At 55.2% G+C, this 26,030-nt stretch carries 27 protein-coding genes and 5 pseudogenes; 15 read left to right on the top strand and 17 right to left on the bottom strand.

Going from position 1 to position 26,030, the window contains the following annotated elements; translation table 11 throughout:
- Positions 1-864 precede the first annotated feature (864 nt).
- Positions 865-1,173, bottom strand: a pseudogene (locus tag ACODNH_RS20915) (DNA-binding protein).
- A 168-nt stretch (positions 1,174-1,341) separates the two neighbouring features.
- On the opposite strand from ACODNH_RS20915, the gene ACODNH_RS20920 reads away from it, so the two are divergent.
- Positions 1,342-1,635, top strand: coding sequence for a hypothetical protein (locus ACODNH_RS20920; protein WP_434531482.1), 294 nt, complete (start codon positions 1,342-1,344; stop codon positions 1,633-1,635).
- An 802-nt stretch (positions 1,636-2,437) separates the two neighbouring features.
- Here the strand turns inward: ACODNH_RS20920 and ACODNH_RS20925 are convergent.
- Positions 2,438-2,605, bottom strand: a pseudogene (locus ACODNH_RS20925) (IS1595 family transposase); the annotation flags it as partial.
- 203 nt (positions 2,606-2,808) lie between these two features.
- Entirely contained in the window at positions 2,809-3,009 is a 201-nt protein-coding gene (locus ACODNH_RS20930) for a hypothetical protein (RefSeq protein ID WP_434531732.1), read from the bottom strand.
- A 218-nt stretch (positions 3,010-3,227) separates the two neighbouring features.
- Here ACODNH_RS20930 and ACODNH_RS20935 point away from each other — a divergent pair, with 218 nt between their 5' ends.
- Positions 3,228-3,383 (top strand): hypothetical protein, encoded by a 156-nt coding sequence (locus ACODNH_RS20935; protein WP_434531483.1) that lies wholly within the window; start codon positions 3,228-3,230, stop codon positions 3,381-3,383.
- Positions 3,384-3,519: 136 nt separating this feature from the next.
- Here ACODNH_RS20935 and ACODNH_RS20940 read toward each other — a convergent pair whose 3' ends face one another.
- Entirely contained in the window at positions 3,520-3,870 is a 351-nt protein-coding gene (locus ACODNH_RS20940) for a DUF4870 domain-containing protein (protein ID WP_434531484.1), read from the bottom strand.
- 148 nt (positions 3,871-4,018) lie between these two features.
- Here ACODNH_RS20940 and ACODNH_RS20945 point away from each other — a divergent pair, with 148 nt between their 5' ends.
- Together ACODNH_RS20945 and ACODNH_RS20950 are read left to right on the top strand one after the other, a co-directional pair.
- The gene (locus tag ACODNH_RS20945) at positions 4,019-4,366 is read left to right on the top strand and encodes an ArsR/SmtB family transcription factor (RefSeq protein WP_434531485.1); all 348 of its coding nucleotides are present in this window, start codon (positions 4,019-4,021) and stop codon (positions 4,364-4,366) included.
- Complete coding sequence (locus ACODNH_RS20950; RefSeq protein ID WP_434531486.1) at positions 4,363-4,683, top strand: DUF7521 family protein; 321 nt, start codon at positions 4,363-4,365, stop codon at positions 4,681-4,683. Before ACODNH_RS20945 ends, ACODNH_RS20950 begins: the two co-directional genes overlap by 4 nt.
- 15 nt (positions 4,684-4,698) lie before the next feature.
- Here ACODNH_RS20950 and ACODNH_RS20955 read toward each other — a convergent pair.
- Positions 4,699-5,124: pseudogene (locus ACODNH_RS20955) on the bottom strand (hypothetical protein); the annotation flags it as partial.
- 864 nt (positions 5,125-5,988) lie between these two features.
- Here ACODNH_RS20955 and ACODNH_RS20960 point away from each other — a divergent pair.
- Positions 5,989-6,429, top strand: a complete 441-nt coding sequence (locus ACODNH_RS20960) for a hypothetical protein (protein WP_434531487.1) — start codon at positions 5,989-5,991, stop codon at positions 6,427-6,429.
- Between the two features lie 135 nt (positions 6,430-6,564).
- On the opposite strand, the gene ACODNH_RS20965 is transcribed toward ACODNH_RS20960, so the two are convergent.
- Positions 6,565-6,795 carry a hypothetical protein gene (locus tag ACODNH_RS20965; protein ID WP_434531488.1) on the bottom strand — a complete coding sequence of 77 codons (231 nt, stop codon included), beginning with the start codon at positions 6,793-6,795 and terminating at the stop codon, positions 6,565-6,567.
- A 183-nt stretch (positions 6,796-6,978) separates the two neighbouring features.
- Here ACODNH_RS20965 and ACODNH_RS20970 point away from each other — a divergent pair, with 183 nt between their 5' ends.
- From ACODNH_RS20970 to ACODNH_RS20990, 5 genes are all read left to right on the top strand, one after another.
- On the top strand, positions 6,979-7,605 hold the full coding sequence (locus tag ACODNH_RS20970; protein ID WP_434531489.1) for a PH domain-containing protein: 627 nt from the start codon (positions 6,979-6,981) through the stop codon (positions 7,603-7,605).
- Positions 7,602-8,132 (top strand): PH domain-containing protein, encoded by a 531-nt coding sequence (locus ACODNH_RS20975; RefSeq protein WP_434531490.1) that lies wholly within the window; start codon positions 7,602-7,604, stop codon positions 8,130-8,132. Before ACODNH_RS20970 ends, ACODNH_RS20975 begins: the two co-directional genes overlap by 4 nt.
- Positions 8,133-8,798: 666 nt before the next feature.
- A complete protein-coding gene (locus ACODNH_RS20980; protein WP_434531491.1) occupies positions 8,799-10,367 on the top strand; it encodes a GMC family oxidoreductase in 1,569 nt (522 codons plus the stop codon).
- A gap of 862 nt (positions 10,368-11,229) precedes the next feature.
- Entirely contained in the window at positions 11,230-13,731 is a 2,502-nt protein-coding gene (locus ACODNH_RS20985; RefSeq protein WP_434531733.1) for a PAS domain S-box protein, read from the top strand.
- A 149-nt stretch (positions 13,732-13,880) separates the two neighbouring features.
- On the top strand, positions 13,881-14,048 hold the full coding sequence (locus tag ACODNH_RS20990) for a hypothetical protein (RefSeq protein WP_434531492.1): 168 nt from the start codon (positions 13,881-13,883) through the stop codon (positions 14,046-14,048).
- On the opposite strand, the gene ACODNH_RS20995 is transcribed toward ACODNH_RS20990, so the two are convergent.
- Positions 14,032-14,862: a hypothetical protein gene (locus tag ACODNH_RS20995; protein ID WP_434531493.1), complete on the bottom strand. Its 831-nt coding sequence runs from the start codon at positions 14,860-14,862 to the stop codon at positions 14,032-14,034. The two genes, ACODNH_RS20990 and ACODNH_RS20995, sit on opposite strands and share 17 nt — an antisense overlap.
- 159 nt (positions 14,863-15,021) lie before the next feature.
- Positions 15,022-15,417, bottom strand: a complete 396-nt coding sequence (locus ACODNH_RS21000) for a DUF5684 domain-containing protein (RefSeq protein ID WP_434531494.1) — start codon at positions 15,415-15,417, stop codon at positions 15,022-15,024.
- A gap of 279 nt (positions 15,418-15,696) precedes the next feature.
- Here ACODNH_RS21000 and ACODNH_RS21005 point away from each other — a divergent pair, with 279 nt between their 5' ends.
- Positions 15,697-16,470 carry a lysostaphin resistance A-like protein gene (locus ACODNH_RS21005; RefSeq protein ID WP_434531495.1) on the top strand — a complete coding sequence of 258 codons (774 nt, stop codon included), beginning with the start codon at positions 15,697-15,699 and terminating at the stop codon, positions 16,468-16,470.
- Positions 16,471-16,490: 20 nt separating this feature from the next.
- Here ACODNH_RS21005 and ACODNH_RS21010 read toward each other — a convergent pair whose 3' ends face one another.
- The 4 genes and pseudogenes from ACODNH_RS21010 to ACODNH_RS21025 form a co-directional block, all read right to left on the bottom strand.
- Positions 16,491-17,255, bottom strand: coding sequence for a hypothetical protein (locus ACODNH_RS21010; RefSeq protein ID WP_434531496.1), 765 nt, complete (start codon positions 17,253-17,255; stop codon positions 16,491-16,493).
- Between the two features lie 233 nt (positions 17,256-17,488).
- Positions 17,489-17,686 (bottom strand): type II toxin-antitoxin system HicB family antitoxin, encoded by a 198-nt coding sequence (locus ACODNH_RS21015; protein ID WP_434531734.1) that lies wholly within the window; start codon positions 17,684-17,686, stop codon positions 17,489-17,491.
- Positions 17,687-17,713: 27 nt separating this feature from the next.
- Positions 17,714-17,977 (bottom strand): annotated as a pseudogene (locus ACODNH_RS21020) (transposase); the annotation flags it as partial.
- Positions 17,978-18,082: 105 nt separating this feature from the next.
- Entirely contained in the window at positions 18,083-19,033 is a 951-nt protein-coding gene (locus tag ACODNH_RS21025; RefSeq protein WP_434531497.1) for a MarR family transcriptional regulator, read from the bottom strand.
- A 385-nt stretch (positions 19,034-19,418) separates the two neighbouring features.
- Here ACODNH_RS21025 and ACODNH_RS21030 point away from each other — a divergent pair, with 385 nt between their 5' ends.
- On the top strand, positions 19,419-20,354 hold the full coding sequence (locus ACODNH_RS21030; protein WP_434531498.1) for an alpha/beta hydrolase: 936 nt from the start codon (positions 19,419-19,421) through the stop codon (positions 20,352-20,354).
- A gap of 178 nt (positions 20,355-20,532) precedes the next feature.
- The gene (locus ACODNH_RS21035; protein ID WP_434531499.1) at positions 20,533-21,210 is read left to right on the top strand and encodes a helix-turn-helix domain-containing protein; all 678 of its coding nucleotides are present in this window, start codon (positions 20,533-20,535) and stop codon (positions 21,208-21,210) included.
- A gap of 15 nt (positions 21,211-21,225) precedes the next feature.
- Here the strand turns inward: ACODNH_RS21035 and ACODNH_RS21040 are convergent.
- From ACODNH_RS21040 to ACODNH_RS21050, 3 genes and pseudogenes are all read right to left on the bottom strand, one after another.
- Positions 21,226-21,566: pseudogene (locus tag ACODNH_RS21040) on the bottom strand (hypothetical protein); the annotation flags it as partial.
- A 751-nt stretch (positions 21,567-22,317) separates the two neighbouring features.
- Positions 22,318-23,232, bottom strand: a complete 915-nt coding sequence (locus tag ACODNH_RS21045) for a glycosyltransferase (protein WP_434531500.1) — start codon at positions 23,230-23,232, stop codon at positions 22,318-22,320.
- Positions 23,233-23,315: 83 nt separating this feature from the next.
- Positions 23,316-23,747, bottom strand: coding sequence for a hypothetical protein (locus ACODNH_RS21050; protein WP_434531501.1), 432 nt, complete (start codon positions 23,745-23,747; stop codon positions 23,316-23,318).
- A gap of 123 nt (positions 23,748-23,870) precedes the next feature.
- Between ACODNH_RS21050 and ACODNH_RS21055 the strand changes: the two genes are divergently transcribed.
- Positions 23,871-24,212, top strand: a complete 342-nt coding sequence (locus ACODNH_RS21055) for an ArsR/SmtB family transcription factor (RefSeq protein ID WP_434531502.1) — start codon at positions 23,871-23,873, stop codon at positions 24,210-24,212.
- Between the two features lie 73 nt (positions 24,213-24,285).
- Positions 24,286-24,609, top strand: coding sequence for a DUF7521 family protein (locus ACODNH_RS21060; RefSeq protein ID WP_434531735.1), 324 nt, complete (start codon positions 24,286-24,288; stop codon positions 24,607-24,609).
- Here ACODNH_RS21060 and ACODNH_RS21065 read toward each other — a convergent pair.
- Entirely contained in the window at positions 24,574-24,807 is a 234-nt protein-coding gene (locus ACODNH_RS21065; RefSeq protein ID WP_434531749.1) for a hypothetical protein, read from the bottom strand. The genes ACODNH_RS21060 and ACODNH_RS21065 overlap by 36 nt on opposite strands.
- Positions 24,804-25,481 carry a CPBP family glutamic-type intramembrane protease gene (locus ACODNH_RS21070; RefSeq protein WP_434531503.1) on the bottom strand — a complete coding sequence of 226 codons (678 nt, stop codon included), beginning with the start codon at positions 25,479-25,481 and terminating at the stop codon, positions 24,804-24,806. Before ACODNH_RS21070 ends, ACODNH_RS21065 begins: the two co-directional genes overlap by 4 nt.
- Between the last annotated feature and the right edge of the window lie 549 nt (positions 25,482-26,030).

Genomic DNA, 26,030 nt, shown 5'->3' on the forward strand with positions numbered 1-26,030 from the left:
CCACGACGGATTCAGACATCAGCAACAACTGAGCATCTCTGTCGGGACCGTTGTAACTGGAAGTGCCTAACAGTAATGGGGTCCGGAGGTGACCGGCCCTGGAGCCACTCCCGGGCTCGACAGGTCCAATTCAGTGGTGAGACGGATCTGTCACACCTGTTGTGACCACTGGAATCGCTGTGGTCGCTCGGTTCATCTTACGATTACGCACTCACTGCTGAAAAGATAGGTCGCTCCCGGTTCCTGCAACTAGTAGACAGCGGCGTCGGCGGCGGCAGGGCACGTGCCACCACGTCCAACGGCGCCGATTCAGATTCTAGTCGTGCGTGTCGCAGGGTTAGGGTGACGACTCCACCACAACGGGTGTGACGCCACCCGTCGTGGCTGGGCGGCTGCGGGCCTGAACGGACGTGCGTATTCAGAAACGGCTCCACAGCGATCGAATAAGCTCCGATACAGGCACCGAAGCGCCATACATACTCTCTATTTCTCCCATCTCTCCACAGCCCAGAGCCTGATTTTCAAGCTGTCGAGAGGCGTATTCCGTTCGAAACGCGAGGCAAAAGTTATAATTGTACTGACTAACTACACCCGTAGTACCAGAACAAAGATTTTCACTTTGTCCTGGGGAATTGTCAGAGGCACGCAATACAGTCTCTCGCCGGTTTTGGCGGGTGGCTGTACTGTGAACGATACCGACTTGAGCTCCCCGACAACAACAGTTACGCAAGAGTGCTGCATATATTCTGCCAGGGTACCAGTCGGTAATCACCTACCCAGTGATCACGTGCCTCTGACAACATCAACCGACTGGGTTCCCACTTTGAGGTACTGTTTGACGGCCCTCTGTAGATTGTTGGGGCATTATTTCTCACCCCCAGTAGCGACAGGACGGGGCCACTCATGCAGGCCTGCGAGTGTGTCTGCTTGCCGTTGGAGTAGAGTAGTGTGTGCCAGCGTCAGTCAACGTATACCGCTCGTGCGAGCGTCGAGTTCGTCGCGATTGATGATGTTCTGGTCGAGATTCTAGTAGGGACGACTGTGATTAATCGGGCCGGCGTAGCGCTCGTCGAGGTAGTGTTTGGGCGCGAAACCGCAGGGATCCTCGTTGACCGCGGCGCTGGCTTCCAGCAGATCGCGCCGGAAGCCCGTTAGTGCGTAGTGGGTCGTCATTGGTGGCCTCCGGTGGGGTGCCTCTGGCCCAGACTGGGACAAAATATGGAAAAAGTCGGGGGCGCGCGTGACCGGAAGTCGATTACTTGGTTTAACTTATTTCTGTGTGGTTATCACTACTGATACTTGGGACGATATTTTCATGTACGCATGTATCCAAGTACAGGTATGTCAGAGAGTGCTGTCACTCCATCTCTTTCTCAGAACTGGGAAACGCTTGCAGTTCATGACTGGGATGGCGACACCGAGCTCATCGTAGAGCTTGCAGAGGTTCTGGAAAAGTTATCTACTGATGGCGTACCAGTACTGGACGAGTATGTTGACGCGGAGTCGCTCTGCAACGGGCTTCAGGCAGTAGCGGGGCGACAGTTTAGCGAGGTTCGTTTTTCTGTTGAGACGCATGAAGTCCGGATTCGCCAAAACGGAGCAATAGAAGCTCAACGGCAGCTACATCCCGAATAGACAGGAGCTGTGGGTGTCCGGTTTAAGTATTTGCTCTCATCCGTCTTTCAGCTAGGAAAGGACCGACGTGATTGCGACGGCTTATTGTGGGTACTTTTGAGAGGAACGAGGAGTCGGTGTGCAACAAGACATCTCGAACTTCCTCACGGTGGTCTTGGTTAGCCACAACCCAGCGACCCACTCACTCCCTAACAATCTGATCCCCTTGTCAGACACCCATACAATGAAACGGTGGCTACACCCGCTTAGAGGACTCAAAAGAAGCGGTCAGCGACGAGGCGGTATTCTGCTACTATCTCGATCAGATCCAATTGTTGAACCACTGCGTGCTTATCTGTCAGGGGCATTGTCCGCGGCCCCGTTTGCGGCCGAAGTCGCATTCGCTGCGACCCTGGCCTCACTGCCGCCAGGGGCCATACCATTGATTGACTCGCCGAGACCACCAGACTCACCCCCGGCCGTGGAACTGACCTCGCCTGAACTATCCACACCCTCTGCAGGTGTAGCCATCGCAAGGGTCACGACAGAAATCGACATATGGCATGATTTCGTGAGGAATACTTCTATAGCTTGAGACAGTTTCACTCAGATTTTCCCAACGCATGAGCCAACGGTAGCGAAAGTCTCGTTTGTTGCGTTGATTGCTGTTCTCATTGGCTGTATCCTCTTCCCGCTCTTCACGGTGGTACTGACACTACTGATAGCCAGTACTGGTGATAGCTTTGGAGTTCAGCGTGTCTCATACTGCTAACAGTGCCGGCACTCGCGGCTGTTGTCCTCTAGGTGTGTATGCTTTCGCCCAAGAGACGCATCTTTCATCGTGGACGACGTATCGATGGTCGTACCCTGTGCCTTGGTAAGCTGGAAGACCGTCAGTCCAGACTCCTCCCAGCGGCTGGGGAAGGCCGTCACCCCTTATTACCGGCTTAGGATCATCTTCGTAGTTACTTCGCTCTTGAGCCGACACCACGAAATAATGTCATAACTAAAGAATAGTTGAGTAGGTTATGAATTGGCTGCTACATACAGAGCGGGTATCGGTCACCGGTTCGGCACACGATTTCACCGACTTGAATTGCTCAGTACGGAGTGTAACAAACGGTCGACAGAATTAGAATCAACAAATGCCTCCGATGGATTCTCACCGAGGACAGACCGCTCTATTCGCTGATTTCACTCAGTGATTGCAATCGGGGTCGAGCCGGCAACGATGGCGCCCGTAGCGAGTATCGCAGCCGAAAGCGCGACGAAATCCCCACCGGGTGAATAGCCGGCTAACCCTGCACCCACCTGAACGATGAACACAGTGATGAAGTAACTAATGATGCCGAACACCAGCAAAACCATTGATGCGATAACACTACTGACTAACATGCCGAACGAGTCTAGGCAAGCCCATTTCACCTGATAGACTCTTGACTGCCATTTACCAGTTGGGACATATCCACAGGAAGTCAGACCGGTTCGCAGCTCAGTCATTATTGACAGCTCAAGCGTCTGGACACCCACAATACCCGAATAATTCCCATCCATACCGAGCCGGATTTTCAACAGCGTGTAGCCGAACGAAATACCGGAAGCGATAGGACGCATTGCTGCTACTGACAACAACCGAACTGGTCGTCGAGAGCGTCGTCGTACACCCACTGCGGGATGGGTCGCTTGCCGGCCGCGAAGGCGACTCGCTTCCCGTGTTTGCATTCCTTGTCGGAACTGTACTGACTCCACGGGCACTTGCAACTCCCTAGGGTTTTTACTCACTGTGTTGGCTGAAATACCTGCTCAATAAGACTGTGAAGCGGACAGTGAGTTCAGCTAAAAGTGAGTTGAACGATTTGTAGCCAAGCGGGGACAGTGTGGCGTGGAACCGCCGGTCAAAGAGTATCAGATCATCTGATAGAATATCGGATACTTCCATGCTTGGCCTTGATACGCTTTCATGCTCGCGATAAGTGCAAAGCAAATCGTTGCTACCGCTATGAGTATTGCCAATGCTACACCAATAAGCTCACCCACTACGATGCCGGTTATAGCAACGAACACAGCGACCAAAGACATGGGAACGTGCCAATTTAACGCATTAGCTGCATTTGCTTTTATAAAGTTATCATCCGATACTAAATACACAAAGGCGATGGCAAAAAAGCCAAACAGCAGGCCAGCGATGTGAACCAGTGCTGCAATAGCAGTATTTTGATTACGATTACTCTCCTTTCCAGTGGCGCTCGCGGTCATAAGTACAACATATCTATTCACAGAGACAATAAGAAAGATCAGACACAATTTCAAATTGTGGAACTGTGAGTTACAACTTATGTTCCGTTCCAACATGGATCTGAATAGCAATGGCAGGTAGAGTGCGTCTCAGAGATATATAGACACGATGACCGACGAAGAGTTGAGTGGCATCTTGAATATCCTAAGCGATGAACATGCGAGAAACATTCTCCAAGAAACAATGAAACGGCCAATGTCAGCTGATGAATTGAGTGAGATATGTAATATATCGACACAGACAGTCTATCGTCGGACAGACAAACTCTCGTCATATGGTCTGTTAGATACGGAAATGGAATATGATGAAGACGGCCACCATTTTCAGATTTATACCGCCGATCCAGCTCAGATTGTGATTGGCATTTCTGAAGAGGATGCTAATGTGACTATCAGTAAGCGGGAACGAATGTCTGACCGCTTCAGCGAGTTTATAAACCAAGTGAGGGATCAATGATAGAGACGGGTTCGTGGCACCCGCTTGCAATCGTCGGCTTAGTCTTTTCACTCATAGCCCTTGCACTCGGGGTTGGTACTACATATATTGCTATGCGCGGCTATCTTCGGAATGGTCAGCGGCCAATGTTATTCGTTACTGTCGGGTTTATTTTTGTACTCTTGACGCCCACTCTGTTGTTATTCGTGTTCATATTCCCAGTAGCAGAGGAAGCTATTTTCTATGCGATTAGTGCTATCAACCAGACTATTGGGCTATGTTTGATACTATATGGCCTCTGGACGCCACGAACCTCAACTGTTTCAAAAAATGCTTAGAGGAATCTACTGAGACACTTCCTCATCGTATGTCCGGTAAAGACGTTTCACGCAGTCGACCGGCACGATGGGACCGCACCCAGTGCAAGAGGTCGCTGTTCCGTCGAAGCCGTTGATATTCACTGACCAAGGGATGACGCTTGCGAGCCGATACGTCTCTGCTGCTGGATGGCGAGTACTAGCCGACGCGCAACAACAGCCTCACAGACGTCGCAGGTGAGGAGATGGTCTCGATCTGCTTCGTGGAAGAGCGACGCCGCCTGCTGGACGCTGTCGCGGTCCTGAAGCGCACATCCCGGCAAATCGTAAACTCGAACACGCCATCGTCTCGATCCACTTCGCCGGGCCACCGGACGTAGGTGAACGCCTCACCGGAGATATCGGCTCTGTCCCCACAGAACCGATAGACTCGGACGTTGCCTCGGGCTGGACGCTGCTCATCGAGACCACCGTGCAAGTGACCTGAGTGAGGATATACAGGTAGATTATCGTGGTACAGTTGTCGGGACAGGCACTGAACAGCGCTTTCCCAATCAGATTTGGTCTGCACTCCCGTTTGAACACGGTGTGGGGGTTGTTCTTGACCCGCATTCGGACGGTGTTTCTGACTCGACGTACCAATCTGAGCGGGGTAAAAACTTGGTCGAAATCGATTCAGGAGGTCATATTGTCTGGCGTGGTGCCTCCGTCAGCGATGCCGACGATACCCTATTTTCTCACCGACACATCTAGCGGGTGAATAGCCGACTGCTTGCACAGATGACTGCCATCAATACTACCGGTAGTCTGTTTGTTGAATTGGATTCTAATTCCGGTTCGGTCGTCACCACAGATTTGTGATGGCGGCCGGCCTCCACCGACTCGGGGGTAGTTCTCTCACGTAAGGCTTCGGTCTTTCCCCTGTTATAGAGCCAGAATAGACCGAGTAGCGTCAGAGAGAACAATACAATAGCGATGATGGCAAGAGACGGAAAGAGGAGGAATAGAGCAAATGTTCTCGATGAGTCGACCCAGAGAAAGGACTCGACTGGGGGGACGTATATGATCCCGACGAGGACCCCAGGTGGAGCACTATCAGGGGGACGGACGATCGGCTTTCATGCAGCCTTCGCACCTCCCTTCGCGTCACCGTTTGCCCAGTCTGGTCGGCATGCAATAAATCAGCCCACAGGCTGGAACAACGGTTAATTATGTCGAGAATCAAAGAATTGGATACATTGGCCACCAACGAGGTGAACGCATCGTGGCGGTGGGCCACTGTGCTTGCCGTCCATCCAGTTCTGACAACCGGGGCTCTCAGCCGGCGTGCTCCTATTTGCACTCATCAGCACCGCAACGACAGCCTTCGGCCTACCGAAGTTCATTCCGTTGTTCCCCGGAGGGCTGATGCTTTTGTTCCTCGGGCTGGGCCACCTCTATACACCGGTCTACGTTGCGGGACTGGTGCTGGACCGACGACGTGTGAGAGCGACCGACGCGACCTGGGTTCCATCAAGATTGATTCTACTGGGTGGTGGTTCCCAGATCGTATACTTCGCTGTCCCAATAGTACAGGCCTACGGCGGCGAGACCTTCGAGGAACTGGTGTTCGGATCAGTTGAACTCGCGGCGCTCCTGTGTACCGGGGTCGTGACGGTCAAGTATCTTGCAGTCCGCGACAGCAACCTACCCGGGGCTCCAGCGCTGGTCTCACTGTGGTCCGGTGTGTGGTTTCGTGTCGCTCAGGGGTGGCGGTTTTTCACTTGAATTCGCCGATACTTGCTAACCATACCGTGTGGAGTACAGCACAGATCAACAGCATCGAGACTGTGTTACGTTCTTCACGAATATGTCTCCATCACCCGCTTGAATACGGCTGCTCCCTGTCTCGGTATCAATCCACTATCGATACAACGAGACGAGTGACCCTCCCAGCAAGACCGTCCCAACAATAATTAGTGCCCCACCTGCCTTCGGTGACTCGTTAATCACTGTAATACCGATAGCCGCCGTTACGATGCCGATCACAACAAGCAGGAACCTCCATATGACACTGGCAATGGGCTCTATTATGATCTCAAAGACAACCTCAAAAGCCACCTTAACAATCACCTCAATAATTGGCCCAATCATGTCGATAGGTTATACTAATATAAGTATATTCATTAAATAAATATTGTGTGCCTGAATATATCATAGACCGACCGTTTCTGGCGTATCCGTGAACAGTCTCGGTCAAGCATTGATACTGGGGCCAAAGGAGTCGGCCACTCGCAACTCGTTATGATTTTCTGACTCGATCATCATGACGGATGTATGTCCAATACGGCCCTCCAGGACACCCCAAAGCGCGATTCAGCTGATGCAGTCGACCTCGATCTTGAGTGGCTCACACTCGAAGATGGGGAATCGATTCAGTGGGCGAGTACGCCCCACAAGTACAGTCTCGTGCCCGCATTCATCATCGGGATCCCGCTTTCGCTGGTCCTCATCGGGATTCCGATCCTCGTTAGCTCGTACCTCCAATACACGAACACGAACTATGTCGTCACGAATCGCGGGCTCTACAGCAAGCGCGGAATTCTGTCTCGCGATGTCCAACAAATCGGATTCGAGAAGATACAGAATATCTCCTACTCGCAGTCGGCGCTGGGGTCGTCGTTCGGATACGGTTCCGTCGACGTCAGCACGGCTGGCGGGTCGGGCGTCGAACTCAAGTTCCGCAGTATCCCGGATCCGGCGTCGGTGCAGGAACTGATCGCACGAGAGGTCGATAACCGGGAGCAGAGCAACGGGGCAGAGGAAGCCGACACCAGCGACGTGCTAGACGAGATCCTCCACGAGCTCCAGGCGATCCGTCAGGAACTGGCCGACAACGATGGCAACGATCCGGTCGGCGGGGAACAGCACTCCAGTGACAGAACAGCCTCTGAGGAGCGATGAGCGACGATTGGTGGTTCCGGCACACCGACGAGCGCGTCGCTTGGGAGGGGCAGCCGCGGCTCTCGGCGGCGCTCCCCGGCGTCGGTGTCGGGATCGCAGTGTGTACCCTCGCAGCCGCAGCGGCGGTGCTCGCGGACCCACGAGCGGCCATTGGTGTCGCTCCTGGCGTCGGGGTGATGGCTTGGGCCATCCTCCGGGTGCGACGGACGAAGTACCTGCTCACGACGCGGGCGGTCTGGCTGAAACACGGCATAGCCGGTCGCACTGTCCGTCGCGTCGGACTAAACAAGGTCCAAAACACCGGTTACAGCCGGTCCGTCACGGGCTCAGCCTTCGGCTACGGAACCGTCACCGTCGAAGTCGCGGGCGGCGATGATCTGCAGTTCCGGCGGATCGACGATCCCGAGACAGTTCAGGCAGCGATTACGGACCGCGCTGGAAGTGACGAGGACGGTATCCCTGGCTCGGCGACACAGTGGCGGTCAGTGTTATCGGTCGTTCGTGAGATACGCGCCGGGATCGAGTAACTTGGAACTGGATATCTAAATGCCCGGGAATCCCATCCTGCGGAGGTGGGAGGAGCCAAGCGGTGGCGTGGCGTTTGAACCGTTGTTACGGAGACATAGCGGGCTTGTCTTCAGGAACGAAAGTCCCGTCAGGATACTGCAATATATCGCGTAGCCCACCCTACCCGACGTCAAGTGGATATCTATCACAGCTGAACGCCGCCGATAGACGCGTCTTTACTCTCCAAACTGGATGAGGATGTGAACACGGTCTGCTGACCGTACAGGCGTTGGCCGCCTGCCGCTACAGTGTTCATTTCGCTGGCCGATCGAGCCGACGATCGAACGCCGCAACCCTCGTCGCAGGACTCCAACTACGGGAACCGGAGCATGTCGTCATCTAGGGCCACTGTCACGGTTTCGGTCCCGAGTCGGTCGTCAAGCCAGTCACGCTCGATGCGCAGGCTCCGTCCGTCTCACGACCCGACAGAGCAGTTGTCAGAACAGGCGATTGTGGGCGACGATCGCGTCTCCGTCGACGCCGTACTCCACGTCGGCATATCGGAGCCAATGGTCAGCGGAACTCAACCCGAAGTCCACGTCTGTGTTGCTGGTAACCGAGGCGGCTCAGGCTGGCGGATAAACCGTCAGAAAACAATCATACACGTTTATTGTGCCAGGACTTGGATGTTGTCACCGCTCCAGATGGCAAACTTCGATCACATTGTTGTCGGCGCTGGTTCCGCAGGGTGTGCGGCCGCACGTCGGCTCTCAGAAGACCCCGAGACTGAGGTCTTGCTCCTTGAAGCGGGTGCTCCAGAAGAAACGCGCGAAAAAGAGATCACTACTCCCGCACTGTTCTCGCACCTATTCAAGTCGGATGTTGACTGGGAGTACTACACTGAGCCACAGTCCGAACTAAACGATCGGCGATTGTACCACCCGCAAGGAAAGACTCTCGGCGGGTCGAGTTCGATAAACGCGCAAATATACAACCGCGGGTGCCCCTGGGACTATGATAACTGGGCGGACCTCGGGAACGATGGCTGGTCGTCCGAGGAGATGCGCCGGCTTTTCAAGCGCTCCGAGGACTTCCGCGGAAGCGGAGAGTCAGCATATCACGGAACAGACGGCCCGTTGACAGTAAGCGACCAGGTTGACCCGCACCCGGCGACCGAGCGATATATCGAGGCCGCGCAAGCGTGTGGTCTCAGTCACAACCTCGATTTCAATGGCAAGTCGAAAGTCGGTGCAGGGCTGTATCACGTTACACAACGGGATGGCAAGCGCTGCAGCAGTGCTGCGGCGTACATCAAACCGGTGCTTGACAGACCGAATCTCACTATCGAAACGCGGGCACAGGCTACCGAGGTTCGGTTTGAAGATAACCGAGCGACCGGGGTTACGTACGAACAGAACGGCACGACGCATAGCCCGGACGCCGCCGGTGAGATCCTCATCTGCGCCGGGGCGTTCAATTCACCGCAGTTACTGATGCTCTCAGGCATCGGCCCGTCGGACCACTTGGCTGAACACGACATCGACACCCGTATTCATCTCCCGGGCGTGGGGCAGAACCTTCAGGATCACTTGTTTGCATTCGTCGCCTATGAGCGGACTGCTGGGGAGGGGCCTGCTCCGACCTCAAATATCGCGGAAGGTGGTGGGTATACATACGTCGATGATGACCAGCCCGCCCCGGATCTCCAGTTTCACTTTACCCCGTCCTACTACATGAACCACGGCTTCGACAACCCTGACGGGCAGGGGTTCTCTATTGGGTCAACCCAGGTCCGCCCGGAAAGCGTTGGAACCGTAGAACTAGAGTCGGATGACCCAGCGGATGATCCTGTCATCGACCCACAGTATCTCAGCGCTGACTCCGATCTGACAGTTCTTCGGGAGGGTGTCAAGAAAGCCCGGGAAATTGCACAGGCTGAACCGTTTGACGAGATCCGTGGGAAAGAAGTCTGGCCCGGTGAAGACGTCCAGACAGACGACGAAATTGAGGCCCACATCCGAGAGACATGTCACACCGTGTACCATCCAGTTGGAACGTGCAAAATGGGACCTGCAGCCGACGATATGTCCGTTGTCGACCCGAAACTCCGCGTCAGAGGAGTTGAGGACCTACGGGTCGCGGATGCCTCCATTATACCGAAAATCGTAAGCGGGAACACTAACGCACCTGTCATTGCCATCGGTGAGCGGGCTGCCGGATTGGTCACACAGAGCGCGGAATCCGCGCTCTATTGAAAATGGAAGACGGCAGCCGCTTTCACTCCGTAACAGTTTGAGAACAGGATGTCTCCATGAAAGATGGAGAGTATCTCGCTCCCCGAAACGCGGAATCGCTCGATTGACCGAACTGCAGCGGTGCGTCCCAGCTCGCCGCCGGTTTCTAGCGCGGAAACAGGAGCCCACATTTATTCACTGTCAGCCAGATGCTCGATATGATCATCGCTGGCGAGGGCTCTGCCGGCCCGAACGGTGCGAAAACACGGACTGTTGCCGCGCTCGCCACCACTGGCCCGCGAGGAAGGGCACCCGGGACGACAGCGACGTGGTCAATAGCGCGGGGGCGTTCCTGACTAATCGTGGCTGACAACTGGACTCCCATCAGCAGCTGGCCGGAGACGCTGTCACGGGAGCAGCAATCCATGGTTTAGGGGGCGCTCTGGTTCGGCGTCGTTTCGCTGACGGCGTTTCTGCTCATCGAGAGAGCTGGTATCGAAGCACTCTCGGTTGGAGCCATAAGGGCGTCCTGTACGCGGGGGTGGTGTACGTATGGAACCCGTACTGAGAGGGATAAGCCGACGTGTCGAACTACCCACTTCCGAACCGTGACCGAACGCTCCCCCAGGGTAGCACACCCCGTCGCCGGCCTGTTCGAGGTGGTGAGCGGTGCCGTTTTCTATTACAGTAGTTGTCAATACGGTTTCTTTATTCAGCTGTAGGGGTGAAATGCCCGTTCAGTAAGCGTGCTTACCGAACTGGTGATTCAGTCAAATATCGATGGAACAAATCTCGTGAGGATGTTTCTATGACACGCTCAGAGATACCAAAGAGAGAATAGCCAAATTGATTGAGAGACAGAGGTTTGGTAGTGTATAGAATCGTGGATCTAATTCGCGTCCTGACAGTTACAGCCGACAAGGAATTTGCCACCGCCTGTGAACGTGTGCTTCCGGATCACGGCGATATCCGGGTCGTATCCGCAGCTTCGGTCGGAGAGGCTACTGATATATTGGGAAGAGAGACACAGATTGATTGCATTGTCAGCGATCACGACCTACCAGATGCGGATAGCGTCGCGTTTCTTGAATCTGTGCGTGCACAGGCTCCGATACTTCCGTTTATGCTATTTACAAGCGAGGGGAGCGAAGCGGTCGCCAGTCGTGCCATTTCTGCTGGCGTCACCGATTATATCGTCAAAGAACAGCACGAGAATCCGTGGGATCACCTTGCGACACTCATCACCGATGCAGTCAGATACTACCGCAACCAGCGTGATATCGTCGATACGGAAGCACGAGCCAAAACACTCCTCAACGCTGCACACGATATCATTGCCATCGTTCAGGACGGCGAAATAGCGTATCTCAACGAGAGTGGAGTGACTGACATCTACGGCGGCGACCGCAGTCAGATATCGAACGACTCTGTAGCGGACGTTCTCCTCTCAGACGACGATACTTCTATCAGTTATTTCCTTGATGCAGTACAGTCCGGTTCTCGGACTCTTGACCACCGTAACGGGAAACTCATCGCTTCCAATGGAGTACATATCCCAGTTGAGATTACCGCAGCCAGAGCGATGTGGGCCGAAGCACCGGCAGTCATTCTCATTTTTCAGGATGTTAGTCAGCAGAAAGAACTGCACCTCACGAATCGGGCCATCGACGAAGCGCCCATCGGCATCACGATAGCTGATGCCAACCAACCGGACAATCCGCTCGTCTACGCGAACGACAAGTTCTCAGAATTGACCGGCTATCAGCAAGAAAATGTAGTCGGTCAAAACACTCGATTTCTCCAAGGTGAAAACACCGATCCTAGCCCAGTCGCCGAGATGCGTGAGGCCATCGACGCTGAAGAACCCGTGACTGTGGAACTGCAGAACTACCGCAAAGATGGGACGGAGTTCTGGAATCGCGTGACAATTGCACCAGTTACCGACGGTACGGGCGAGGTCACAAACTACATCGGGTTCCAGGAGAACATGACCGAACGCGTCGAATACCACCAGATGCTTCGTCGGTTCCAGCGAGCGGTCGAATCGGCTGGCCACTCGATCTATATGACCGATCCGGATGGCACTATCACGTACGTAAATCCAGCCTTTGAGCGGGCCACCGGCTACGAAAGCGAGGAAGTCGTTGGCCAGACCCCACGTATACTCAAATCCGGCGAAATGTCCGACGAGTACTACGAGCGATTGTGGTCGACAATCTCCAGTGGAGACGTCTGGGAGGAAGAGATTCAAGACCAACGGAAATCAGGTGATGTGTACTATGCGCACCAGACGATTGCACCATTAACTGACGACAATGGTGAAATCGAGGCGTACGTCGCCATTCAGCAGGATATCTCCGACCGTAAGGAGCGGGAGTTCAAGCTTCGGCAGTACGAATCTGCGGTTGAAGGTTCCGAGGAGTTGATCGCCGCAATCGGTGAAGAAAAGCACTATCTCTTTGCTAATGAGGCATACCGCGACTTCCACGGCCTCGATAACGACTCTCTGACCGAGATGATGCTCAGCGACGGCATCGGCTCAGAGATCTACAAGACGGTCGAACCATACTTGGAGCAAGCGTTTAATGGCGAGACAGTCCAATACCGGATGGCGCGAACACGACCGGCACGAGCAGACCGCACGTTTGACATCCGATATTATCCGCTCGAAGACGACACTGGGCAGATTGAGGGGATCGTTGCGACGATGCATGATCTGACTGACCAGATCGAGCGAGAACAACATATTGCGTCCCTTGATCGGATGCTACGGCACACCCTTCACAACGAGTTGAACGTGATTCTGGGTCACGCGGAGATGATTCAAGATCAGGGCTCAGATCAGGGAGCAGAATTAGCTATGACGATTGACAAAGTAGCCGATCGCATCCTTGAACAAACTGACAAGCAGCGCGAAATCGTTGAAATTCTTGTAAACCCGTCCGATCCAACTTACCTCAACATCGCCGATGTTGTGGATACCGCTGTCAAACGAGTGATGACAGAGTATCCAGACGTAGAGATTACAGTCGAAGTCCCGGCGGACGTACAGCTACTATTGATCCCTGAGTTACAACGGGGCATCGAAGAACTCGTCGAGAACGCAATTGTACATACTGGCGACGCGCCAGCACAGGTGAAGATAACGGCAACAAAACACGCCACGATGGTTGAACTCCAAATTATAGATAACGGGCCGGGAATCCCACCCGAAGAACGAAGCGTGATTTCAGGGAAAGATAACATTGATTCGTTGACACACAGCAGTGGGATGGGGTTGTGGTTAGTCAAACGAATCATGTCTCGATTGGACGGCGATATCCAATTTAACGATGCTGAACCCACCGGTAGTATCATCTCACTTCATATACCAGCTTATACATAGAAACGTCCCTGCCTCATATCGGTCACCTCTGAGTCGTCAATGCTTTGTCTGTACTGACCGACACAGCCGTTTCAGTTTCAGAGAGTTACCCCAATAAAGAAGCTGTATTACCAACCACTGATTATGTTCTCATTCTGGATTGGTTCCCGGTGCTCGCGACGGCAGCAACCTACGCCGGAGCGGCGTACTTCTATCTCGCGTTCGACATCTCCCTTCTCGGGACGCACGAGGGTGACTCCATGACGTACTTCACGCTCCAGGGATTTCAGCGGGATTCTCATGGAGTCACCTTCAGACGCGTTATCGCGAACAGGTGACTGCGGGCGAGTCAGCCGCTGCTATCTGCTCGTACTCATCGAATGCGTAATATCGGAGTTCGGCCCAGTAGAGTTGCCCGTTGTATCGGACGAGCCATGAGCCGGACTGGTCGGTTGCCGAAACCGCCGTATGGTCGTGGAACCGGTCAAGAATCGACCGGAACGCCGTGTCACTGGTATTTTCCGCGCGGTACGTCTCGCTGGTTGCCTCAGCCACGACCGCTCGTGTATCTGAGTCAAGCCCGTTCAGTTCGAACGCATATGTGTCACGAAGACACGCGGCGTACGGGCCGACGCCGCTCGCTACCGTCATAGGCCGGTATCGGTACACTGTCAGGGGTTGGGACTCGTTCGACACGACCTCAAGTTGAATCAGCGTGCCTTCATACCTGACCGCATCGTACTGGCCGTCAGCAATCGCCGACCGGTTCAATTCGGCTGGGGAGTAGGTCCATTCTCTCTCAACGCCTCCAGGCCGAACCTCATCTTCCTCGAGGCTGTCCCTTGAGAGGTACGATACGGTGGGGTGAAGCATCGCTTGGTCGGTCGGCGGTAGATCATCGTAGTCGACGACAGTCAGCCTGTTTTGATCGGTCTCATTTGTCGTCGCGTTCTTATCAAAGAGGTACGTCACTTGGCGGCCGGTCGTCGTGTTGACCGCAGTGTACGAAAGCGTGTAGAACCGGTCACTGGTCTGGTACACCGTCTCGTTAGCACTGTGCGGCGGTTCCGTCGCAGCGACCGTCGCTGAGTCGTTTTTGACGGCCTGACGGAGGACCCGTACGCCGCGGTCGTGATCTTCTGGGGCTGCCAAGTCTCTTCAGAGATCTGCGTGCTGGCGTTGTTAGCTAGCTCTCTGTCGTTCACCGGGTCCATTGAGAGTGAGCCAGCGGGCTGTCCGCAACCGGCGAGCACGATGAGACAGAGTGTTGCAGCCGTGACAACAAACGGACGCACTTGTACGTCCATCATGCTAGTTGGCTGAGCGGCGATACTGGTCGTCACCAAAGCCTACGAGTGGGAAAAAGACGATGCCAAGGAATGCGAGCCCAAGCCCGAACCCAATGCCTCTTCCGAACGCCTGAGCCACTCCAGCGTGGATTTTGTACACTGCGTAGAGGTTCACAACCGGAACAACCAGTAGTAGCAGCCACCACCATCTGTTCTCACCGATCTGGAGCATCACGTAAAGGTTGTATATCGGGATGATTGCCTTCCAGCCTGCGTGGCCAGCTTTGCTGAATACCGCCCACATCCCAGCAAATTGGACTCCAACAAGGGCTATCTGGAATAGGAGTACTACGGTGCCTACAGGACCACTGATGATGTCACTGCTTTGGAGGGGAGCTTGCAATTCAAGCGGGACCATATCGTCGTCCCATTTCCGAATAATTAAAAAATTAACCATTCTACCTCACGGCAGAGTGTCATAGAAGGGTGTACGCCCGTACACCGCCGTCAACATAAACGGATAGAATCGGGTGTATGGCCGTATACTGCCCGTAAACAGCCAACTGGCATTATACATCCTCTCCTCCTCGGATTGACCTGCGATGTTGACGACCCCATCACGACTCCAACCCCGGTCCAGGGTACGCAACACTGTCTCCGATCACCGCTGCAGTCGGCTGACGCCCCGAGGTGACTCATGAGCGTCTTGACCAACTGGGATGCTGATTGGATCCCCCTGATCTCCACGCGGCTCCGTACCGGCGTGGCAGCCTTGGGAATTGCTGTCATCGCGTGCGTGACTGGTGTTGTCGGCATCGTGGTCGCCGGTACTGTACTTCGCTTTGCTGGCGTCCTGACGGTCCCTGCCGTTTCGGCCCTCCAACTTCGCTCTATCCAGGTCGGCTTCACAGTCTTCGCTGCTGTGTTTCTTGCCTGGCGTGGTGATCTTGACCACTACTGTAAACTCCGCCTTCCCACATTAGAGGACGCCGCCTGGATCATCTTCATCCCGCTTGTGTTCGCTATACAGGGAGTCGTGCTCCCTCCAGTGCTGGCAGCTCTCGGATTGCCACACCCTGACCCAGTGGCCGGGACTGGACATGTTGACCTTGCGACCGAGCCGCTGCTCTGGCCAGCCGCTTTCCTCGGAATGTTCGTCTTCGCTGCCCCAGCCGAGGAACTCGTTTACCGAGGAATCATCCAAGGAACGCTCCGCAAAGGCTTCAATTTAGCTGGAGTCGTGGTCAGCGGTGGACTCCTGTTCGGACTCATGCATATCTTAGTTGGCCTATTCACGCCGGATGTGGGTATGTTCGGGGCACTACGCTGGGGAATTACCACCGCTCTCCCCGGGATGGTCTGGGGCTATGCCTACGAACGGACGGAAAATTTGGCTGTGACAGCGATTACTCACGCGATGACATGGACGGTCACTGTCCACGAGTTGGTCCTGAATCTGGTCCCAGTCTAACCATAGACGATGCGGTGAGATCAGAGCTCGTCCCAGATTGCCCTAAGTTTCGCTCCGGGCCGCCGGAGCGCCGCTGTCATGTTGTTGACAATAGCGGTCGGATCCTCCCGGAACCGCCTGGTGGCCGGAATGATATCGTGTTTCAGCGCTTGTGCACCCTTGATTAGAAAGACGCTAGCGGCCACTACGAGAACGACCAGCGCTGAGAAGGCCATCGCAATGCCGACTTCAGCCCGAGTCGCTAGCAGATTCTGTTCGGTCACCGTGTCAGCAAACCAACCCACCAGTAGTGGAAGTGCAGCGACGGCGGCGGTCTTCAACAAGCTGTCGACGCGCTCATCCCAGCGGTTCCTGTGTTCAGCTTCGGCGGCCGCACGGCCCTGCTGACGGTATGTCGCAGCCGGAACGAGCTCCACATTGTCGATACTTTCTCCCTCTGTCTCTGACGACAACGCGCTTGAACGCTCGCTGGCGCACTCGATGACTGCTTTGCGTTCGATGCCGCGGAGTGCTCGTAGCCGCTCAGTAACCAGCCACACGTCTGCAAGGGTGGCTGTCATCTCCTCGTCGTCAAGGTCATCGAAAGCGAGTTCAAACTGCCGGTCGGGGTAGTCAGCGAGGAGGTCAAAATCGGTCACTCCGGCCCAGACTCGTTCGCGGATCTGCTGTTGGTCTCGTCGACGCTGGTGTTTGTCCTGCTCGGCAAACGCCGCGCAAATCCGGGACCGCTGTGTCTTCGTCAGGAGTGAGGCGGGTTTCGCGGTGTCGCTATCGTCGTCGCTCACGGGTGCTCTGGGGACGCCACATAGCTGTGTCACTGTTGGACTGGAATGCCGCCACGGGTGTGTCAAGTCGTTCGACCAGTGGGGCTGTCATGGGGGTAGGCACGACTAACATCATTGATTTGTGTCGTCTCGACAGGCAAAAACGACTGCGGGTCGCTCCGGACACACCGTCTTCTCACGAATAGTTTGAGAAACAGGAGGTGGCCGATGCCATTCAACATTTCGACAGCCCGTCAGAACTGCGGACACTCCTGTCCCTGTAGTGAGTGGCGCCGCTTATGCGCGAACGATAACAGAAGCCGGCAGACAGCGTCACAAAGCATTTCCAGAGACATCTGAGGAATCTCTCCCTGTGTGGTGGCGCCAGTTTCGACATCTGTGATGATCCGCGAGTTCCCCTCGCGCCACATCCGAATCTCGTCTTTTTGGATTTATCCGAGCTTGTCATAGAATCGATCTCATAGCTTCTCACAGCCCGGGTTGTTTCCTTGCTCGTAGTTGGTGATTGCAACAACGAGCCGGAGGCAGAGCGCAACGAACACTTCTGTTCGTGCGTGGACGCGTCCTCGGGCGCGGACGTGCCCGAGGCCGCAGTCCTTCACCGCGTCATTGGTTCGTTCGACGCCTGTCCGTTAGTTGTACGTCTCCTCCAAGATGGATTGTTTCAGCTGCACGTCCCCGCTGTGTTCCTCGATGCGGCCTTCGACTCTGTACTCGATGTCCAGTCATCGCTGAGCCGCCGAGGAGATACACGTCGACGGGTTCTGAGAGCCAGCTGTCGAACTCTTCGAGAAACGCTCTGATCGCTTCGCCACCTTTGAACACAGTCATGGGACACCGTACTGTTCTTTGAGCGCGGTGAATTCTGCTTCACTCGGGAGGGAGACCGGGCTGTCATCAGCAACCTCGAACTCTCCCTGAAGGGGTCGGTACATCGCGGCCACGGCTGTCTCCAGATCATACCACGTTGCCGTTTCTGTGAGCGTCTCCTGTTCGATATCCAGTTTCTCGATCAACAGCATCGAGTAACTGACGCGCCGCGAGCCACTGTCGAGGACGAGGGTGTGGCACACTACCTCCGAGGGCGTGAGGGCCTCGTTGGGAGCGTACCAGAACGCGGGTTCACCGGCAAGGAAGAACTGCAGCCCATACTCCTGAAATCGTGCGAGGCCAGTGATCCGCCACTTAGCAGCTGACTCCAGTGCAGTCGTATCCTCAGGTGTCTGGACGCGGATGAGTGCTCGCTCCGAGTCACACCACTCGACAGTCGCACTCGGCGCAAGTTCTCGTGCTCGCGAGCGATGTTCATGGGTGACGACTGCTTGTGCAAACGTCTGCAGTGGCGAGAGGTCTTCCGTCAACGCGTATTCTGGGCCCGATGGCGATAGCATCGCACGGTGCTTGAGCGGCGACAGCGCGTTGTGGACACCCTGTCGGGTGATGTTGAGTCGGTCTGCAATCTCGGTCGCTCGACGTGGTTCGTCGAGATACCAGCACACCCGTAGCGTCGCTGGCGAAAGAATCTCAGTCCAGTCGACGTGCCCGAGCTTCGAACGGAGGTCTCGATACGACTCGACGACCGGATGGTCAGTCACCCGGACGAGACGTCGGTTCTTCGACCCACGGGCTTCGGTGAGCAAGCCGTCCTTGAGCAACTCATTGAGGACATCATAGATGTGGTCCTGTGAGTACCCGGTTTCTGTTGCAAGTTCGTCTGGAGTCGCCGCACGGCCAGCGCTAAGAGCATCTAGCAATGCGATACCGGCCTTCGTCAGCATCTTTGTAAATTATAGGTCCAATTCATATAAGTATGTTCTGGGTTTTTTGTTTACAATCTCCTCAAAGAGCATCTCGCATCGGGGACAGTCGTTTGTACCACTTGCAGCACTTCTTGGGGACCTGCTGATGGCCGCCACCTGCCTACGGCCGCAGAAAATCTATGCCGGTGAGCTTCTACTCCAGTCCCACTGAACGCCTGGAGAACTCCACGTCACCGTGAAGTGCGAAATCGAGGAACCAACCTCCAACGCCATCGACACTCGTTGACTGCTTCCGATCCGCTATGGTGACTGTTGCTGATCTACCACTACATTAGACAGAGTATTTAAAGACATTTTTAGTATAACATTGGACGCAAGCAAATCCCCGCCCTCGTTTTTGATGATGTCAGTTGACAACCCAACTGAACTGGAAGCACAGGTCGAAAGTGTCCAATTCCCGAGCAAAGGCCTGAGCCTTGCCGGGCACCTTTACATGCCGGCTAATCCGTCTTCGACGCCGCGTCCGGCTATCGTGATCGGGCATCAAACGACCGCAGTCAAAGAACAGTCACCGGCCCTCTACGCCCAGCGGCTGGTTAACCGGGGATTCATCGTGCTCACCTTCGATGCAGCCTACCAAGGCGAAAGTGAAGGGGAGCCACACGGCTTGGAAGATCCGTTCCAGCGTGCCGAGGACTTCCGTAGCGCGGTGACGTACCTGTCCACCCGTGAGGACGTTGACCCCGACGCAATCGGTGTGCTTGGAATCTGCGGGTCCGGCGGCTATGCCCCCCACGCTGCACAGACCGATCATCGGATGAAGGCCGTGGCCACCGTCAGCGCAGCGGATGTTCCTGACTTCTTCCGGAGTCCCGATCCCGAAGCATGGGAACAGATGGTTGAGCAGGCGGGCGAATTGCGCACTCAGGAAGCTGTCGGCTTCCCCGCTGAACTGGTCAGTGCATTGCCGGAACTGGACGAGGTTGACGACTCAACGCCGACGAGCATTCGCGAACTTGTTGACTACTATAAGACGTCTCGTGGCCGTCACCCTCGGGCGACCAACCAGTGGGTCGCCCGCAGCGCCGACCTCCTTGACCAGTTCGAACCATTCGATGGCATAGACAAAATTGCACCACGACCATTGTTGATGATTGCTGGTACCGAGGCGGCCACGCTGCCTTACAGCGAGAATGCGGTTGAAAAGGCTGGCGAGAACGCCGAACTAGTCACTATCGGCGGTGCGATGCATACCGACCTCTACGACAAGGACAAGTACGTCTCTCCAGCCGTGGAGAAACTGACCGAATTCTTCGACTCTCATCTGACTAACGCCTAACCCAGAGACGTGATCGTACTGGACTCGGTCAGATACCTGGGCAGTACTACGATTTCGGCTCGCCACCGCTATCCCAATCGTAGACTCCCGTAGAGTGGGCAGTAGTCTCGCCTATACGAAGAACGATTCTCTACCCTCTCTCCAGAATTTAAACGCCCATAGATCGCAAGGGGATACAATGAACATCGTAACTGAATTCGTCATCAGTTCGCCGTCGCTTCCGCTCGTCAGCATTCCGGATACACTGGAGGTCGACGAAATAGAATGCGTTCACGCACTGTGTCTGCAATCGGACGTGCGGACATTCACTGTCCGGATTGACCCCGATGATAACGTCTCACCAGAGAATCTCGCTGCTCTGGATGAAATCATGGAGGCAACGCTCCTCGGAGACACGAACGACGGGACTGTCTACCAGCTCACAGTCGAACTTGAGGAGTCGATATCCGAGGCGTTTGAGTCAGAGCATATTGACGCTACGCAGTTGGAATCGACAACGATTACCGACAATGAGTGGCGTGAAAAGAAGCTATTCAGAGACTACGAATCGTTTAATGACTTCAGGAAAAGCTGCGAGAACCACGACATTTCGTTGGAACTCGTGTCTATTACCTCCGATCCATCGGTATCTGATGGTATAGCAGAAGGGGGTTTGACAGACCGACAACGAGACGCACTCACTCTTGCGCTCTCTCGCGGCTACTACGAGAGTCCACGCAAAGTCACGGCTCAAGAACTTGCTGAGGAATTCGACATTTCTCAACCCGCAATGTCAAGTCTCCTCCGGCGCGGGGAACGGGAACTCCTTTCATCTTCGCTTGGTTCCCAGGGCAAACTAAACTCGCTGTCAGTCTAGTGCATACTACGTTATATGTGAAACCTCGATCCCGTCGGTTTCGCCACCGTCGAGCCCACAGGGTGGCCGAGAACCCGGCTTATCATTGTGCTCGAAAGGGTCTGCAACTGTGTAAGGGCCGCGGGCTGTGAGGCGTTGCTCGCAGTCGCGGCGTGGGTGTCCTGATACTACATAATGCCACGGAGCTACGCGACCACTTCTGGCGGCATAAATACGTCACACGAGGTGAGCAGGGACTGCAGCGGGCCGGGAACGTCGGTTTCGACGGCGGCATCGGCTTTGGGTACGGTGAGACTGACGAGCACGCTAGTGTCAGCGACGACCGTTCGTAGCCGCCGGCCGCGAGGGTTCCTCATCCAGATCGCGCGCGACTCTGACGCGTGCGTCGACTACTGCTGTGCTGCAGTAGTCGGGTGGGACTGAAAGGGGCACGCCGCTGGCGCTTGTTGGAGTCGGGTCAGCGACCGCCAGCGGCGTGGGGCTTTCAAGATGTGCTGGTCCGACACCGCACTCGTCGTCGCGATTCCGTTTGGAGTGGTTCCGGTTCCGCAAGTCCCAGCAGTGCCCCGATAGTCAGTAGTGCCTCTGAAGATAGTGCAACGAGTTCCCCCATCAGCAGTGCCGTGAATTCCGCTTTCTGTAGTGTTATTTCTCTCGACCCTACCACGAGTGCCACACTACTCGACTCCAGGTATAGCAGTGCCAGAACCCACCTCCTGCCAGACACGAGGCCCTTCTACTCTGCACCCGTCTCGTCCCGCCTCTGTTCCCGTCCCGGCTCCGGAACGAGCGAGAGTGCTGCCCAGCGGCGGCTGCCCGGTGGCTGAGAGCACACCAGCCAATCACCTGTCCTGCCCGACTCCCAGTCTTACGCCAGCACACGCCCGTCTCTCGCGTTCTCAGCCGGCCTGCCAGCCCTCTAGGAGCGAACTGGAAAGCGAGGTACATGGTCTGCATGTGCACACCTTATGGAACCTCCTGTTCAGGATACAGGGGACGACTGTTGTATGTTCTGGGACCAACACATCGCCTGCCATCGAATATCAGATAATCAACTAAAGTCGGCAGGCAGTGATCTCTGCACACATCAGTTTTGCTCAAAGTTCACTACTTGTCTAACACTTCAACATCAAACTTCGAGTGCCAGCGGTACCGCCGCCCTCCCCAAACAAACGTATCCCGGACGAAAGCATACACACCGAGGGGGACAGCAGCTACAAGGGCCGGCACTGTTAGCAGTAGTGAGACACGCCGAACTCCAAAGCTAGCACTAACACCTGCTGTCAGTAGTGTCAGTACCACCGTGAGGGGCGGGAAGAGGATACAGCCGATGAGAGCAGCGACCAACACAGCAAACGAGACTTTCGCCACCGTTGGATCATGCGTTGTGAAAATCTGGTTGAACCGGATATGCCGTTCAAGTGTCTGCCGGAGACTGCCACCCATCGGGACCTTGCGTACGCGCTGAACTGCAGTCACATTGGTATGTTCTCCGAGGAGTCCATCGTCGCTGATGGTCTGGCGGAGCTCCGAGAGGAACGCTGTCTCGTCAAGATCACTTCTATCAAATATTACAGCCCCACCCCAAGCGTGGTCACCTATGTATGTCCCGAGCGTGCCACCAAGGACATAAATCGGTTCCAATAGGACTGCAAGGGGATCCTGACCCACAAACGCTGGCAACTCTGTCGTCGGACCGTATTCAGCGTAGTCTTGATGGAGTTGGTTGAGCCAGTCAGATGGATGGTGAAAATCGTCGTCGGTCCAGACAAGACGGTCGTGATTGGCGGCCTCCATCCCAGCAGCGATGGCATTCGCTTTCCCAGAACACCCGATAGGATCGCCGGCACAGATCAACCGAACGTTCTCTGGGAGTCGTTCTCGACCCAAGACCGGGTCATCCTCATCGTCGTGAATAATGAGTAGTTCGTCTTCTGGATCTAGCTGTGCGGCGACTTCATCACAGGCGCTAGTCCAGGAAACCGTTGGGAGAAGGACGCTCGTTGGTGTGCGTGTAGACATATCAGTTAGGTGCTATCGAGAATAATTGACGTCCCGAAATTGGACGGTCGAACACGGTAGCGACTGTAATACATGTCGGTAACTCATGAGGGATCTCTATGGTAACTCTTGGTGCTTCCATGTATCTCTACTAAGCCGCTGATGACACCGCCAGAAATTGCAAACGCGGCGGCCGTCAGTGCAAGTACGACGGATATAGCCACTTCCTGCCAGAGGACGAACGCATCCGACGACGCCATCAGCACGCCCACATGGACGATGCCTTCCCGATACCCTATCGGTTCGATAGTGCCCCTCAAAGTGAGGAACGTCACCGCGGTCCACGACATTGCCCCCAGCATGCCGGCTACGCCGCTCGCCACGGTCCTGTGGCGCTGGCGCTGGGTTCTGCGGCTTGCGAGCCAGCGACCGGTGGCAGAACCAATCCCGGTCAGGATGGTCGGGAGCACGACAAAACTTTTTATGAGTGTCTGTGCGACGGTTCGCAGTACAGTCTGTGCCTGTCTCTCCGCCATCTGTGCCTGAAAACTGAGTGCACATGTGTATGGCAGTTTCTGGTGGCTTCACTGACTGAAGTCAGACGGAACGCCCGGAACGGCACAACACATATTGACACGACAGGAGATGAACCAGATATCGTGTCTGACGTGCGAGATCCCGAAGCACTCGCAGATCTGCTCGGTGATGAGTGTGCGCGCACGATTCTCGTCGAGGCGAAAAAGGAGCCTCGCTCGGCGGCAGAGCTCAGCGACTGCGCTGGGGTTTCGGAACCCACAGTCTATCGTCGGCTCGAACGACTCCGCGAGTACGATCTTGTTACCGAAGACACCCAGCCAGTCACTGATGGGAAGAACTACAAGCTTTATCGGACAGAACTTGATGACATTGAACTCGATCTCACCGAGGACGGCTTCGAGATTACAGTCTCACGCCGGCGCCGGATGGTCGACCGCTTCACACAGTTCGTAGAGGGTCCATGATATGTTAGACATACTGCTCCAGATTGATTTTGAAACGCTCCGGGCCGTTCGCCAAGCCAGCGAGGGCATTACAATGATTCTCGGATTGGCGATCAGCTATCTCGCATACACGGCATACCGGCAAAACCAGAGCCGACCGATGTTGTACGTCGCGATTGGGTTCATACTGGTGCTGTTTGTTCAGGCCCCACTGGCCCTGCTATTCATTTACATTTCTAGAACTGCCTGCCCCGGTTGTCAATACCCTCGTTCAGGTACCCGAGTTTGCCGGTCTAGGACTGATTCTCTACGGCTTGTGGATGCCACGACAAGACTGATACTGCCTGTCGAACGCCGAACGCAACGCAGGTCGGGTGGGGTGTCAGCTGGACGAGTCAGTTGCGCGTCGACCGTTTGAGGGGCTTCCGGACCCGGACTCGTTGGCCGACTGGGTTGCCGTCCAGCGCGGTCGGACAGCGGTTCGGTGGGAAAGCGTTTCAGGACCATAGCGGATGACAAGCAGAGTCGCGAGGACACCGAACACGCCGGCTAGAACTGCCGCATATGGGACCGGAACCGCTGCCGTGCCACCGACAGTCTGCCCAGGGACGTTCACCGTAGCGTTGATCGTCCCATGAAGCAACACGGCACCGAGAACGCACCCATCCGACACATTGTAATACCACGTGAGGATAACCGCGAAACTGACCACGCTGGCGGCGTACAGGAGCGGTAGAGCTGGTACACGCCGTAGACGAACATCGGGACGTGCCAGAGTGCCCAGACGCCACCGATTAGAATACTTGCTGTGAGCGCACTGAACCGCTTCTGGAGGTGTGGGAGCGCGAACCCCCGCCACCCGAACTCTTCGTTCCCGCCGGTGAACAGCGTCGTCATCGCGAAATTGAACAGGAAGAGCGGGGCCAGTTTCCCGAGGGAACTGCTATTAGGGAGCCCAACAAGCGAGAAAACGACAACAGCAACTCCGAAGGTTCCGACCACCGGGACAGCGATTGCGAGTCCGTACCAACGGAGTGGTCGCCGCCAATCGAAAATCGTCGCGAGCCAAGTGCGGACTGAGTCGCCACGGAGACGCGTCACGACCGCTCCCGCGGCGCCAGGGCCGAAGGCCCCAAGTGCTACACCGAAGTACCCCAGTCCTGATCGCGGGGCAGTTACGGAAAACGTCGCGATCCAGACCGCCCAAGAGAGTCCGATTGCCAGTGCCGAAAACACCACAACTGGATGTTCAGTAGCGAGTCGTGTGAGCAGCGATTGATTCGATTGCATCACACTCGAACAGATAGGTGGTATACCCATCAGGGCCGTTGGTCGGCTTCATCTGCTGAAGCTATCATTCAGGTTTGTATTTCTCGCAGAGTGAATGTTTCCGGGTCAGGAGGTAGGCTCTTAGAGCCACGTTGACCGCATAAACATCGCATTCTACAAAATATTCTTCAACGCTCTCATCTGAACGCCACCTGCTCTTGACGGGCAGTGCTGTTGACGGATTGATTTCTCAAAATTGGCATAGCATCAGCAAGAACCGACCGCTGTACTCATGCTCTGCAGCTTGCACGCCCCTATGTATATATTCTAACAATTGGGCCGATTTACCCCGCAGTAAATCGGCTGTGAGTGGTTCTATAATATGTCATTACGCCGTTGTCCAATAGCTATCCATCTATTTCGCCCGGCTGTCTGCCCCACGTGCTATCCGCGTTCAGGACCCGGTATAGAACTCGTTGTGAACGTGATCCGAGCTGAGAATTTCTAACCACAGAGGGTAAGCAACACGCAGAGTTGATATCTATCAGACAGCCTCCATATCTACCTCGC

Origin of the sequence: Haloarcula sp. NS06 (assembly GCF_051122755.1) — an archaeon.
In the GTDB taxonomy this organism is placed as follows: Archaea; Halobacteriota; Halobacteria; order Halobacteriales; family Haloarculaceae; genus Haloarcula.

Excerpts from the sequence above, each read along its gene's own strand:
- ACODNH_RS20920 (WP_434531482.1), top strand. The coding sequence starts at position 1,342 with ATGTCAGAGAGTGCTGTCACTCCATCTCTTTCTCAGAACTGGGAAACG.
- ACODNH_RS20930 (WP_434531732.1), bottom strand. The coding sequence starts at position 3,009 with ATGTTAGTCAGTAGTGTTATCGCATCAATGGTTTTGCTGGTGTTCGGC.
- ACODNH_RS20940 (WP_434531484.1), bottom strand. The coding sequence starts at position 3,870 with ATGACCGCGAGCGCCACTGGAAAGGAGAGTAATCGTAATCAAAATACT.
- ACODNH_RS20945 (WP_434531485.1), top strand. The coding sequence starts at position 4,019 with ATGACCGACGAAGAGTTGAGTGGCATCTTGAATATCCTAAGCGATGAA.
- ACODNH_RS20950 (WP_434531486.1), top strand. The coding sequence starts at position 4,363 with ATGATAGAGACGGGTTCGTGGCACCCGCTTGCAATCGTCGGCTTAGTC.
- ACODNH_RS20965 (WP_434531488.1), bottom strand. The coding sequence starts at position 6,795 with ATGATTGGGCCAATTATTGAGGTGATTGTTAAGGTGGCTTTTGAGGTT.
- ACODNH_RS20970 (WP_434531489.1), top strand. The coding sequence starts at position 6,979 with ATGTCCAATACGGCCCTCCAGGACACCCCAAAGCGCGATTCAGCTGAT.
- ACODNH_RS20975 (WP_434531490.1), top strand. The coding sequence starts at position 7,602 with ATGAGCGACGATTGGTGGTTCCGGCACACCGACGAGCGCGTCGCTTGG.
- ACODNH_RS20980 (WP_434531491.1), top strand. The coding sequence starts at position 8,799 with ATGTTGTCACCGCTCCAGATGGCAAACTTCGATCACATTGTTGTCGGC.
- ACODNH_RS21000 (WP_434531494.1), bottom strand. The coding sequence starts at position 15,417 with ATGGTCCCGCTTGAATTGCAAGCTCCCCTCCAAAGCAGTGACATCATC.
- ACODNH_RS21005 (WP_434531495.1), top strand. The coding sequence starts at position 15,697 with ATGAGCGTCTTGACCAACTGGGATGCTGATTGGATCCCCCTGATCTCC.
- ACODNH_RS21025 (WP_434531497.1), bottom strand. The coding sequence starts at position 19,033 with ATGCTGACGAAGGCCGGTATCGCATTGCTAGATGCTCTTAGCGCTGGC.
- ACODNH_RS21030 (WP_434531498.1), top strand. The coding sequence starts at position 19,419 with ATGTCAGTTGACAACCCAACTGAACTGGAAGCACAGGTCGAAAGTGTC.
- ACODNH_RS21035 (WP_434531499.1), top strand. The coding sequence starts at position 20,533 with ATGAACATCGTAACTGAATTCGTCATCAGTTCGCCGTCGCTTCCGCTC.
- ACODNH_RS21045 (WP_434531500.1), bottom strand. The coding sequence starts at position 23,232 with ATGTCTACACGCACACCAACGAGCGTCCTTCTCCCAACGGTTTCCTGG.
- ACODNH_RS21050 (WP_434531501.1), bottom strand. The coding sequence starts at position 23,747 with ATGGCGGAGAGACAGGCACAGACTGTACTGCGAACCGTCGCACAGACA.
- ACODNH_RS21060 (WP_434531735.1), top strand. The coding sequence starts at position 24,286 with ATGATTCTCGGATTGGCGATCAGCTATCTCGCATACACGGCATACCGG.
- ACODNH_RS21070 (WP_434531503.1), bottom strand. The coding sequence starts at position 25,481 with ATGCAATCGAATCAATCGCTGCTCACACGACTCGCTACTGAACATCCA.